We start from the raw sequence: 12,681 nt of genomic DNA, 5'->3' as shown, positions 1-12,681 counted from the left end.
GGTCAGCCCTTCACGGCGCCGGCGGACATGCCGGTCACCAGGTTGCGTTGGATGATCATGAAGAAGACGACGACCGGCAGCGAGAACAGCACCGAGGCCGCCATCTGCCCGCCGAAGTCGGTGCCGCTGGTCGGCGTGCTGAACGAGGCCAGCCAGACCGGAAGCGTGTACATCGACTGGTCCTTCATGAACGTGTAGGCCACGAGGTAGTCGTTCCACGCCGCGATGAAGGCGAAGATGCTGGTCGCGATCATGCCGGGCAGCACGAGCGGGAACATGATGCGCGTCAGCACCTGCCAGGTGCTCGCGCCGTCGAGCTGCGCGGCCTCTTCGACCTCGACCGGGATCGCCAGGAAGAACCCGCGCATCACCCAGATCGAGAACGGCAACGTCGACGCGACGTACGCCAGGATGAGCCCGCCGTAGGTGCCGAGCAGCCCGAGGCTGTTGAAGATCAGGAACTGCGGGATCAGCAGGGCCGTCGCCGGCAGCATCTGCACGATCAGGATGAACACCATGATCGTGCGCCGCCCGCGGAACCGGAACCGCGACAGGGCGGCCGAGGCGAACAGGCCGAGAACGATCGAGAAGACGACGGCGCCGACCACGACGATCACGCTGTTGCGCAGGTTCGTGAAGAAGTCGGACTGCGTGACCGCGACGACGAAGTTGTCGAGGGTCGGGTTCTGCGGCCAGAACAGCGGGGTCGCCGTCATCACCTCGGGGCGCGGCTTGAACGCCGTGTTGACCATCCAGTAGACGGGGAACAGCCAGACGAGGCTGAAGACGATCGCGATCGCGTTGCTGACCCAGCGGGGCTTCCGGCGGCGACGGGTCGGGCGGGCGGGCGACGGGCGGCCGGTGCCGTGGCCCGCGCGCGCCTCCTTGGTTCTCTCGTCGCGCGCGACGGTCTCGGTCGTCGTGGTGCCGACGCCGGCGGGTGCGGTCGTGGTCACAGGTCTTCTCCGGATCGGACGAGGTTGCGGACGTAGAACGCCGTCAACACGACGAGCAGCAGGGTGGTGACCACCGAGATGGCGGCGCCCTGCCCGATGTCGAAGCCGACGAACGCGGTGACGTAGGTGAAGACGCCGAGGGTCGAGGTGGCGTCGTCGGGGCCGCCGGCCGAGACGAGCCAGATCTGGTTGAAGACGTTGAAGTCCCAGATGATCGACAGGATCGTGATGAGCAGCAGCGTCGGCTTGAGGAAGACCAGGGTGACGGTCCGGTACACGCGCCACTCGCTCGCACCGTCGAGCCGCGCGGCCTCTTTGTACTCGAGCGGGATCTGCGTCTCGGCGGCGTACATGGTCAGCGCGATGAACGGCACGGCCTGCCACACGATCAGCAGCCAGATGCTCGTGTAGGCGAGGGCTGCGTCGTTCGACCAGTCGACGTTGGTCATGTCGCCGACCAGGCCGGTCTGGGTGAGCAGCCAGTTGACGACGCCGTAGCCGGGCTGGAACAGCCACTTCCAGACGATCGACGACGCCACGTTCGGCATCGCCCAGGCGAGGATCAGCACGACGGTCACCGTGTAGCGCATCGGCGTGCCGAGCCGGGTCAGCAGGTGCGAGACGCCCGTGCCGATCAGGACGCTGCCGCCGACCATCGCGGCCGTGAAGACCAGGGTGCGGACGAGCGACCACCAGAAGTCGGTGTCGGCCAGCAGGGTCGCGTACTGCTGCACGCCGACCGAGTCGTAGGCGCCGGTGAAGAGCGAGCGCTGGTCGTAGTCGGTGAACGAGGTGAAGACCAGGAACACGATGGGTGCGACGGTCACGGCGAGCAGGACGATGCCCGCGGGCGACAGCAGCCAGAGCGGGGCGAGCTGGCGCTTCCCACCCGGCCGCACCGGAGCCTTCCGCTCGCTCTTCGGGCGCCGGCCGCCGCCCTTCTGGTCGGGCGCCGCGCCGGGCGGGGTCTCGGTGAGACCGGGGGCGATCGAGAGGGCCACGGTTCCTCTTTCGGTTCGAGTCCAGGAGGTGCGGGTCGAGGGGGCGGGAGCGTCGCGCGATCAGGTGGTCGCGCGACGCCCCCGGGGTGCTGCCGAGGGCTCGGCGCTACTCGTTCAGCGCCTCGTCGGTGGCCTCGTCAAAGGACTTCGCGGCCGCCTCGGGCGACTTCGAGCCCGAGACCACCGAGGAGAAGAGCTGGTTGATGCTCTTGTCGCCCTCGAGGGCCGCCCAGTTCGCGCTGGCCGGCGTGGCCTTCGAGTTGAGCGCGGCGTCGAAGAAGCCCTTCTGGATCGGCGTCACCACGCTGCCGGCCGCCTCGATGCCCTCTTCGCTGTTCGGGATCCAGCCGTCGTTGCCCACGACCCACTCGTTCTGGATGTCGGGGCTCGTGGCGATCTTCGTCCACTGCAGGGCCAGGTCGGAATTCTGGCTCTTCGCCGCGATGCCCCAGTCCGAGCCGCCCAGCATGACCGGCTGCGTCTCACCCGACTTGCCCGGCATCGGGAAGGTGCCGAAGTCGTCGTCGGTCAGGGCGGGGTTGGCCTTCTGGATCAGGTCGATCGAGCCGTTGGTGTGCAGGATCGTGGCCGTCTTGCCGTCGGCGAAGACCTGCGTCTGGTCGGGGGCGTCGGTGTCGAGGGTCTGCGACGCGGGCGTCGAGTAAGCGTTCTGGAACTCGGTGAAGTCCTCGAGGCCCTGCTGCGCCTCCTTGCTCTCGAGACCGGCCGTCCAGGTGCCGTCGCTCGACGTGGCGATGTCGCCGCCGGCGTCCCAGACGAACTGCATGCCCGCGTACCAGTACTGGCCGGGCAGGTAGAACGCCGAGAAGTCCGAGGCCGTGTTGGCGGCCTTCACCTTGTCGAGGTCGGCCGTGAGCTCGTCGTAGGTGGTGGGGGCCTCGGTGACGCCCGCCTCGGCCCACATCGTCTTGTTGTAGATGACGGCGCGGGCACCGGCGAAGCCGGGCACGGCGTAGAGCGAGTCGTCGACGGTCGCGGGCTCCTCGAGCCCGGTCAACCAGGTCTGCCCCTGCTTCAGGTCGTCCCGGTACGGCGTCAGGTCGAGGAGCGCGCCGTTGGCGGCGTAGCTGGCGACCTGCGTGTTGCCGAGGTCGAGCACGTCCGGCGGCGTGCTGGTGGCGAGCGCCGTGCTGATCTTGGTGGTGATGCCGTCCCACTGCTGGATCTGGACGTCGACGTCGGCGCCCGTCTGCTCGGTGAACTCGGCGTTGACGGCATCGATGGTCTCGGGTGTGTAGTCGCCCGTCATCACCCAGACCGTCAGGGTCTTGCCGTCGCCCTTGGTGGTGGGCACGGCTTGGGGCTCGTCGGACGAGCTGCCGCCCGTGCCCGAGCTCGAGCAGGCGGTCAAGGCGAGTGCCGCGGCCAGGCCCAGGGCCCCGACCGCCGTGTAGCGTTGGATTCGCAATTTCATCTCCTCGTCGTCGAAGCGGGGATGCCGCATCGCTGTGGTCCCGGCCCGCGCTCGCACAAGCGTCGGGTCGGGAATGCGGCACGGGCCGGGGCCCTCGCCGCCTCCGGGGGTGGGCCCCCGAGGTCTGTGGTGGGGCGTTCGCCCCGGGCGGCCGACGAGCCGCTCGCCGGGGTCACGTCAACCCCAGTTCGGCCTGCAGCACGAACGACGCCGCACCCCGCAGGGCGAGGTCGGTGCCGCTGCCCGCGATGCTCATGGTCAGGCCGTTGCTCACGGCCGACAGCGTGCGCTGCCGCACGGTGTCGCGGGCGGCCCGCAGCAGGGCGCCCTCGACCAGGTCGGCGGGGCCCGACAGCACGACCTCGTCGATGTTGAGCGCACTGATGATGGGGGCGAGCACGAGGCCGAGCGCACGGCCGGCGTCGTGCAGCACCGCCCCGCGCGATCCTTCGTCGTGCTGCAGGAGGCGCGCCCTCAGCTGTGGGGCGGCCAGCACCTCCTCGAGGCAGCCGCGTCGACCGCACGCGCACACGTCGCCGTTCTCGTCGACCGTCACGTGCCCGATCTCACCGGCCGAGAACTGGTCGCCCTCGACGAGCGAGCCGGCCACGACCAGCCCGACGCCGACACCGTGGTCGATGGTCACGACCATGAGACTCTGCCCGGCCGGGGCCCGCCCGCTCGCGCCCTGACCGGCCGCGGTCTGCCCGGCCGCGGTCTGCCCGGCCGCGGTCTGCCCGGCCGTCTCGCCGAAGGTGCGGATGCCCACGGCCGCGGCGTTGGAGTCGTTGCCGACGTGGACCGGCAACCCGACATGGTCGGCGAGCCGGGACCGAAGGGGCAGGTCGTACCAGCCGAGGTGGACGGCCGTGCGCACGATGCCGTCGTGGTCGACGATGCCGGGGGTCGCGACCCCGACACCGAGCAGCGGGCGGGTCGTGCGCGAGCGGAGGTCGTCGACGAGCCGCTCGACCAGGGACACGGCGGCCTCACCGACGGCACCCTCGAGCTCGACGCCGGCACGCTCGACGACTCCGCCCCGCAGGTCGACGACGGCCCCCACGAAACGGTCGGCGCTCGACAGGTCGACCGTGACGATGTGGAAGGCGTCCGACTCGATGCCGACGAGCGTCGCCGGTTTGCCGACCCGGGCGTCGTCGCGGACGCCGAGCTCGCGAGCGATGCCGTCGTCGATCAGTTCGGCGACGAGCGCGGAGACGGTGGGTCGCGTCAGGCCCGAGCGGCGAGCCAGGTCGGCCCGACTCATCGAGCCGTCGCGGTAGAGCGCCTCGAGGACGAGCGAGCGGTTGTGCGCGCGGACGGGCGGTTGCTGCTGCCGGGTGATCGTCGTGGTGGTCACGGGCGCGTCCTCTCGTCTCGGCATCGTCGCCGACCTCGGACCCGGTGAGAGGGCCCGTCGGCAGCGGTGCCGGGTGGCGTCGCCGTGGTGGCGTGCCGTTAGTAAAAGGGCCTTACAAACACGTGTCAAGGTGCGTGGCGGCGAGTTTACGCACACGAAACACCGGCGGTCAACACCCGAAACATCGCGCTCCTCCCGTGCGATCCCCTTGCCGAGACCTGGTTCGTAAGCTTTACTAACAAACATGTCCACGCCCGCCACCGTGTCCGTCGCCGCGCCTCACGGCGCCTTCGGCGGTGCGCCGACGGGACCGTCCGCAGCCGGGTCGACGGAGTGGCCGTGAGGGTCGGCCTCGACATCGGCGGCACCAAGATCGACGCGGTCGTCGTCGACGGGTCCGGAGCCCCCGTCCATCGCCTCCGCCTGCCCACGGGGTTCGGCCCTGACTCCGTGTTGGCCAACGCGGTCGCGGCGGTCACCTCGTCGGCGGATCGCGTCGGTGTCGCCGTCGGGGCCTTCGAGTCGGTCGGCATCGGCATCCCCGGTCTGGTCGACGGCACCACGGGGCGCGTACGGCACGCCGTGAACATCGGCTTCGACGACGTCGCCGTGGGGCCCACGCTGAGCGCCCGGCTCGGGGTCCCGGTCCGGGTCGAGAACGACGTCAACGCGGCCGCCCTGGGCGCCTACCTCGCCATGTCGCTGTCGGGTTCGGTCGGCTACCTCAACCTCGGCACCGGCCTCGCCGCGGGCCTCGTCGTGGACGGCGAACTCTGGCGCGGCTCGCGAGGCGTCTCGGGCGAGATCGGTCACGTCCCCGTCGACCCCGGGGGCGAGCTCTGCCCGTGCGGGCAGCGTGGCTGCCTCGAGACCGTCGCTGCCGGTGCCGCGGTGTCACGCCACTGGCCGACCGAGGGGGCGTACCCGGCCGTGGCGCTGTTCGCGGCGGCCGACGCCGGCGACCCCGAGGCCGTCCGCGTGCGTGCCGACCTCGCGGCGGGGGTGGCGGCCGCGGTGCGCCTCCTCGTCCTGACGACCGACGTGGACTCCGTCGTGATCGGCGGCGGGCTCAGCAACCTGGGCCGCCCTCTGCTCGACGACGTCGCCGGGGTGCTCGACGGGTGGGCGGCGGGGTCGCCGTTCCTCGCCTCGCTCGAGCTGTCGTCGCGCATCGAGCTGCTGCCGCCGGGCTTTCCCGTGGCGGCCGTCGGCGCGGCGACGGTCGGAGCCCGCGGGACGGCCACGGCGACCGCAGCCGCCGTCTGACCGCCCCCACACCGCTGTGCCCCCACACCGCTGTGCTGCCAGACCGCCGTGCTGCCACACCGCCGTGCTGCCACACCGCCGTGCTGCCACACCGCCATGAAATGGTCACAGCACCAGGAGTAAACCTGGCGCTGTGACCATCTCGTGGCGCAGTGCCGACAGGTGCGGCGCTACGCCCGGGCCACCCGCAGCGTCACGATCTCGAACGGGCGCAGCGTCAGCTCGACGGCCGAACCCGCGATCCATCGACCCGCCCCGGCGGTGCCCGGCTCGAGCTCGCGCTCGATCAGGTCGGTGCGCCACGCCTCGCCGAACCCGCTGTCGGCGTCGACCGTGATCGTGGTCGCCGCCCGCGCACCGCGTGCCTCGTACAGCCGCACGATCAGGTCACCCGAGCGGTCCTCGGCCAGCTTGACCGCCTCGACCAGCACCGCGGCCGACGACGACGTGACGAGCGGTGCCACGGCCGCTCCGGACGACCCGCCGACCCGCCGGACGGGCAGGTTGAGTCGGTAGCCAGCGGTCGCCGCGTCCAGCACGTCGGGCGCGACCCGCACCGACGAGCGGAGGACGTGCCGCCCCTGGTCGGCGTGGGGGTCGGGGAAGGTCGGTGCCCGCAGCAGCGACTGCCGCACGAGCGTCGTCGTGCCGCCGTCGCCGCCCTCGGCCGTGTCGCGGGTGCTCCGCGTGATGTCGTGGCCGTAGGTGGCGTCGTTCGCCACGGCGACGCCGAAGCCGGGCTCGGCGACGTGCACCCAGCGGTGCGCGACGGTCTCGAACCGGGCGAAGTCCCACGACGTGTTCTGGTGGGTCGGGCGCTGCACGTGACCGAACTGCACCTCGGAGGCGGCCCGGTCGGCGTGCACGTCGAGCGGGAACGCCAGCTTGAGCAGCTTCTGCCGCTCGTGCCAGTCCACCTCGGTCTGCACGTGCAGTTCGGCCTCGCCGTCGTCGAGCCACCAGCGCTGCACGATGGTCGAGTCGCCGACACGACGCGTCACGACGAGCGCCCCGCCGTCGGCGACGACCGACTCGGCCTCGACCAGGTCGGTGCGGACGTTCTTGTAGGCCTGGTCGACGTCCCACGCGTCCCACTGGTTGGGGGTGTCGCGGAAGAGCTGCAGCAACCCGAGCCGCGAGCCGGGGGCGACGAGGTCGCGCCCCGACGTGGCGTCGACCAGGGAGGCGACCAGGCCGTCCCCGTCGAACACGGCGCGCACGAGCCCGTTGTCGAGCACCCACCCGCCGTCGGAGGCGACCGGCGTGACCGACCCGATCCCCGCCTCCTGCGCCTGACCCGCTGCCGAGCCGGCCGACGCGTCGACCCCCGCGGCCGGAACAGGACCGGCGTTGAAGGTGGTCGTCGCCGACCCCGACCCTGCGAGCGCCCGCTGGGCCGAGCCGATGATCGCCTCGAGCTGCTCGGCGACCCGCGCGTAGTGCCGCTCGGCCTCGTGGTGCACCCAGGCGATCGACGACCCGGGCAGGATGTCGTGGAACTGCTGCAACAACACGACGTGCCAGATCTCTTCGAGCTCGTCGTAGGGGTAGTCGAGCAGGCCGCGTGCGGTCGCCGTGGCGCTCCACAGCTCGGCCTCGCGCAGCAGGTGCTCGCTGCGCCGGTTGCCCTGCTTGGTGCGGGCCTGCGACGTGTACGTCCCGCGGTGGAACTCGAGGTACATCTCGCCCGACCACACGGCCGGGTCCGCGAGCTCTGCCCGTGCCTGCGCGAAGAAGGAGGCGGGGGTGCCGACGGTCACGCGTGGCGAGCCCTCGAGGTCGCCGGCCCGTCGCGCGGCCGCCATCATCTCGCGGGTCGGGCCGCCGCCGCCGTCGCCCCAGCCGAAGGGGACGATCGAGACGTTCGAGTACCCCTTCTCGGCGTAGCCGCGCTCGGCGTGGGCGAGCTCGGCCGGCGAGAGGTCGGAGTTGTAGGTGTCCACGGGCGGGAAGTGCGTGAACACCCGGCTGCCGTCGATGCCCTCCCACAGGAAGGTGTGGTGCGGCATGCGGTTCGTCTCGTTCCAGGACTCCTTCTGGGTGAAGAACGAGCTGGCGCCGGCCGCGCGGGCGATCTGCGGCATGGCGCCCGTGTAGCCGAACGAGTCGGGCAGCCAGACCTCGTCGGCGTCGACGCCGAACTCGCGGAGGAAGAACCCCTTGCCCGCGACGAACTGACGGGCGAGCGCCTCGCCACCGGGCATGTTGGTGTCGGACTCGACCCACATGCCGCCGACGGGCACGAAGCGGCCCTCGGCGACCTTCTGCTTCACCCGTTCGAACAGCTCGGGGTAGCGCTCCTTCAACCAGGCGTACTGCTGCGCGCTCGAGGCGGCGAACACGACGTCGGGGTCGTCGTCCATCAGGGCGACCACGTTCGAGAAGGTGCGCGCGACCTTGCGCTGCGTCTCGCGGACCGGCCAGAGCCAGGCCGAGTCGATGTGGGCGTGGCCCGTCGCGACGACCCGGTGGGCGCTCGCGTTCGCCGGCGCGGCGAGCACGTGGGCGAGCGCGGCCCGACCGGCCGGCGCCGACCCCGCGACGTCGGCGTGGTCGACGACGTCGCACATCCGGTCGAGGGCCCGCAGGATCTCGTGCCGTCGCGGCGAGGTCAGCTCGAGGGTGCGCATCAGCCCGACGAGCGTCCAGACGTCTCGGTCGAGTTCGGCGACGACCTCGTCGCGTTCGGCGAGCACGATGCTGCGCAGGGCGTAGATCGGGGCGTCGCCCGCGGTCTCGGGGTCGCCCAGCGGCGTCTCGCCGTGGAAGTCGTCGCCGCCGATGTCCGGGTTCGACGCCGCCTCGACGTAGACGTCGATCGTGCTGCCCGGGGTCACGCCCGCACCGATCGCCGTCAGCGGCACGTAGCCGTTGTACGGCTCGATCGCCTTGACGATCGTGCCGTCGGGCCGCCAGACGAGGCCCTCGGCCTGGAACCCGGGCTGGCGGATGCTGAAGCCGAGGTCGACGACGAGTTCGAGGGCGGTCGCCGGATCGGTGCCGAAGCCGTCGGGCACCGTCCCCGTGACGTGGAACCACGTGGTGCCCCACGGTCGGCTCCACGGCGAGCCGACGGCGAACGGCTCGTACGTCTGCGAGACGGCCTCGGCGAAGGGGACCGGCTCGCCCGGCGCCTCCCAGGCCGTGATCGTCAGCGGGACGGCCCGACGGTAGACCGCCGGGGTGATGCGGTCGCGGACGAAGCGGTCGATTCGGGCCTCGACGAGGACGGTGTTGTCGTGCATGGGATCAGTCTCCTGACGGGCGCGCCGAGGCGCACGGTGGGGCGGGTCGTTCTGTGGATCGAGAGGGCGACGGGGGCACTGGTGAGGAGGCGCGTCACCCCTTCACGGCGCCGGCCAGCGCGTTCGAGCCGCCGAGGGTCCGCGAGACGAGCACGTACAACGCGATGACGGGCACCGAGTAGACGATCGAGAACGCCGCGAGCTGGCCGTAGGCCACCGAGCCGTACTGGCCGAAGAAGTTGAAGATGCTGACCGCTGCGGGCTGCTTGTCGGGGCTGAGCAGCAGCACGAACGGCACGAAGAAGTTCCCCCACGCCTGGATGAACACGAAGATGAACACCACGGCGATGCCCGGCCGCATGAGCGGCACGACGATGCGCGTCAGGGTCGAGAACATCGAGGCCCCGTCGGTCCACGCGGCTTCCTCGAGCGAGATCGGCACCGAGTCCATGAAGTTCTTCGCCATCCAGATCGCCATCGGCAGGCTGGTCGCGGCCAGGAAGAACACCGTGCCGCCGATCGAGTCGATCAGGTTCAGCGAGACGAACAGGCTGTAGACCGGCACCATCATCGCGGTGATGGGCAGGCCGGTGCCGAACAGGATGCCGTAGAGGAACGGCTTGTTGATGCGCATCCGGTAGCGCGAGAGCGGGTATGCCGCGAGGATCGCGACGACGACGGTCACGAGGGCGCAGCCGCCCGACACGATGAGGCTGTTGGCGAGCGGGACGAACGAGATCTCGGGCGTCAGCACGGCGGTGAAGTTGTCGAGCGTGAACTGCGACGGCACCTTCGCCGACAGCGTGGCCGACGGGTCGAACGATGCCAGCAGCAGCCAGGCGAGCGGGACGGCGAAGCAGATCGCGATGACGATCAGCACGGCGTTCGAGACGGCCTTCATGCTGCGGCCGCTGGGTGAGGTCATGGCCATGGTCAGTCGACCTCCGGTTTCAGGGCCCTGATGTAGATGATCGAGAAGACGGCGCCGACGAGCAGCATGATCGTGGCGATGGCCGTGCCGAAGCCCAGCTGCGAGAACTGGAAGGCCTCTTGGTAGGCCAGGATCGGCAGGGTCGTGCTGTTCACGCCGGGCCCGCCGCCGGTCATCACGTAGATCAGGGTGAAGACCGAGAGCGTCTGCAACGTGGTCAGCATGAGGTTGGTCGAGATGCTGCGTCGGATCACCGGCAGCGTGATGTAGACCAGGCGTTGCCAGCCGGTGGCGCCGTCGACCTCCGCCGACTCGGTGATCTCGGGGGGCACCTCCTGCACCGCCGCCGAGTAGACGAGCATCGAGAACGCGGCGCCGCGCCAGATGTTGGCGAGGATCACCGAGAGCATCGGCATCGCGTAGAGCCAGTTGGCGCCCGTGATGCCGAACCACGACAGGACCGTGTTGAGCGTGCCCGCGTCGTTGAAGAACGCGTACGCCGCGAAGGCGGCGACGATCTCGGGCAGCACCCACGCGGCGATCACGAACGTGCCGACGATCGAGCGCACGACCTTGTGGCCGTTCCGCATCAGCAGCGCGAGCCCCAGGCCGACGACGTTCTGGCCCACCACGGCCGAGAAGAAGACGAAGGCGAGCGTCAGCAGCACCGACTTCGGGAAGTCCGGGTCGGCGAACAGCTCGGTGTAGTTGCGGAACCCGATGAACTCCGAGCCGCCGGCGGCGTAGCCGGTCAGCGAGGCGTCGGTGAACGAGCCGTAGAAGCTCGAGATGACGGGCCCCAGCAGGAACAGGGCCAGCAGGACGAAGGCCGGGACGAGCGGCAGGGTGCGGGCGCCGGTGCGCAGGGCGCGCGCCTTCGAGGCCCCCGCCCGGCGACCCGGCTTCTCGCCGTGGGGCCCGGGGCCGGGCCCGGAGGCCCCCGGTCGGCCGCTCTCACGGCCGACCGGGGTGGGGGCGATGGTCGCCATGTGGCTAATCCCCCGCCTTCTGCGTCTGGTCCTCACCGACGATGCCGACCAGTTGGTCGTCGAACGCGGCCGCCGCCTCCTCGGGCGTCTGCTGCCCGGTCATGACCGCCTCCATCGCGACCGTGATCTCGTTCGAGATGCGGCTGTAGTCGGTGGTCGCCGGACGGAAGTGCGTCACCGGCACGATCGACGAGAAGAACTCGAAGGTCGGGTTGCTGCCGACGTACTCGGGGTCCTCCGCGACGTCGCTGCGCACCGCGATCTGGCTGGCGGCGATGTCGTAGCTCTGCGAACCGTCCTTGTCGAGGGCGTCGGCGATGAACTCGAACGCCTTGTCGGGGTTCTTGGTCTTCGAGCCCACGGCCAGCGTCCAGCCGCCCGACATGCTCGTCGCACCCGGCTTCGCGCCGTCCTGGGTGGGCATGGGCGCCTGGCCCATCACATCGTTCCACTCGGGCCACGGGTTGGTGCCGGTCTCGAGCCAGGTGCCGCTCATCCACGATCCGTCGAGGGCGATCGCGAGCTTGCCCTGCGGGAGCCATTCCCCACCGACGATGGTGGCGATGTTGGTGTCCAGCGCCTCCTCGGGTTTCGGTCCGATGCCGCCCTGGTACACGTCCTGGACGAAGCCGAGCGAGTCGACGAAGCCCTGCGAGTCGGTGAGCCACTTGCCGGTCTCGTCGTCGTAGAGGGTGCCGGTCGGCGTGCCGTAGAGCAGCATCTCGAAGCCCTGCATCGTCGCGCCCTCACCCTGCGGCTTGCCCGAGTAGACGTTCAGCGGGACCACGTCGGGCACCTTCGCCTTGACCGTCTCGGCCGCGTCGAGCACGTCCTGCCAGGTCTTCGGCTCCCACGGCACGGGCAGGCCGGCCTGCGCGAAGAGGTCCTTGTTGTACCAGAGCGCCCGGGTGTCGGTGCCCATCGGGATGCCGTAGGTCTTGCCGTCCTCGCCGACGCCGGCCTCCTTGGCGTTGTCGTAGAACGCGTCCCAGTCCTCCCACGCGTCGGTGTACTCGTCGAGCGGCAGCAAGTAGCCGGCGGCCGCGTCGCTCTTGACCTTGAAGGTGTCCTCGTACATGACGTCGGGCGCGGTGGCCGCCGACCGGTTCATCAGCGCGAGCTTGGTGAAGTAGTCGTCGTTCTGCGCCGCGATGGGCACGAACTCGACCTTCATGCCGGGGTTGGCCGCCTCGAAGGTCTTCGCGGTCTCCTTCATGTGGGCGTCCATCTGGGTGAACGTCCCGAACTTCTGGTACGCGACCTTGATCGTGTCGGAGTCGCCGCTGCCGGCACCCCCCGAGCAACCCGAGGCCAGCAGGGCCGTGGCGACAGCCGCGGCGGCGACGGCCAGTGCGCGCTTGCGCCCCCGGGCCGAGGTGAACGTGCGTGACATGGTGCTCCTTTGCTCCAGTCGCGTCGGCGTCGGGCTGCTCTGCCCGACCGCGATTCGATTACTACATCGTATGGAGTAACTCGTGTCAAGACGCCCGACGGCATC

The 12,681-nt window shown here is 70.5% G+C and carries 9 protein-coding genes; 1 reads left to right on the top strand and 8 read right to left on the bottom strand.

Features of this window, described 5'->3' with window-relative positions; all coding sequences use genetic code 11:
• Positions 1–2: 2 nt before the first annotated feature.
• The 4 genes from IFT88_RS03200 to IFT88_RS03185 form a co-directional block, all read right to left on the bottom strand.
• Positions 3–956, bottom strand: a complete 954-nt coding sequence (locus tag IFT88_RS03200; RefSeq protein WP_199858869.1) for an ABC transporter permease subunit — start codon at positions 954–956, stop codon at positions 3–5.
• Positions 953–1,957 carry an ABC transporter permease subunit gene (locus IFT88_RS16980; RefSeq protein ID WP_199858868.1) on the bottom strand — a complete coding sequence of 335 codons (1,005 nt, stop codon included), beginning with the start codon at positions 1,955–1,957 and terminating at the stop codon, positions 953–955. Before IFT88_RS16980 ends, IFT88_RS03200 begins: the two co-directional genes overlap by 4 nt.
• Positions 1,958–2,063: 106 nt before the next feature.
• Positions 2,064–3,386, bottom strand: a complete 1,323-nt coding sequence (locus tag IFT88_RS03190) for a sugar ABC transporter substrate-binding protein (RefSeq protein WP_192118836.1) — start codon at positions 3,384–3,386, stop codon at positions 2,064–2,066.
• A 178-nt stretch (positions 3,387–3,564) separates the two neighbouring features.
• Positions 3,565–4,752, bottom strand: a complete 1,188-nt coding sequence (locus IFT88_RS03185) for an ROK family protein (protein WP_199858867.1) — start codon at positions 4,750–4,752, stop codon at positions 3,565–3,567.
• A gap of 339 nt (positions 4,753–5,091) precedes the next feature.
• Between IFT88_RS03185 and IFT88_RS03180 the strand changes: the two genes are divergently transcribed.
• Positions 5,092–6,018: an ROK family protein gene (locus IFT88_RS03180; RefSeq protein ID WP_192118832.1), complete on the top strand. Its 927-nt coding sequence runs from the start codon at positions 5,092–5,094 to the stop codon at positions 6,016–6,018.
• Positions 6,019–6,188: 170 nt separating this feature from the next.
• On the opposite strand, the gene IFT88_RS03175 is transcribed toward IFT88_RS03180, so the two are convergent.
• The 4 genes from IFT88_RS03175 to IFT88_RS03160 form a co-directional block, all read right to left on the bottom strand.
• Positions 6,189–9,263, bottom strand: a complete 3,075-nt coding sequence (locus tag IFT88_RS03175) for an alpha-mannosidase (protein ID WP_192118830.1) — start codon at positions 9,261–9,263, stop codon at positions 6,189–6,191.
• A 94-nt stretch (positions 9,264–9,357) separates the two neighbouring features.
• Positions 9,358–10,194, bottom strand: a complete 837-nt coding sequence (locus IFT88_RS03170) for a carbohydrate ABC transporter permease (protein ID WP_043594260.1) — start codon at positions 10,192–10,194, stop codon at positions 9,358–9,360.
• A gap of 2 nt (positions 10,195–10,196) precedes the next feature.
• Complete coding sequence (locus IFT88_RS03165) at positions 10,197–11,183, bottom strand: carbohydrate ABC transporter permease (protein ID WP_043594261.1); 987 nt, start codon at positions 11,181–11,183, stop codon at positions 10,197–10,199.
• A gap of 4 nt (positions 11,184–11,187) precedes the next feature.
• Positions 11,188–12,576, bottom strand: a complete 1,389-nt coding sequence (locus IFT88_RS03160; RefSeq protein ID WP_192118828.1) for an extracellular solute-binding protein — start codon at positions 12,574–12,576, stop codon at positions 11,188–11,190.
• Between the last annotated feature and the right edge of the window lie 105 nt (positions 12,577–12,681).

The organism is Frigoribacterium sp. CFBP 8751 (assembly GCF_014841545.1).
Lineage (GTDB): Bacteria > Actinomycetota > Actinomycetes > Actinomycetales > Microbacteriaceae > Frigoribacterium.
This window is presented reverse-complemented; position numbering and strand designations above follow the sequence as displayed.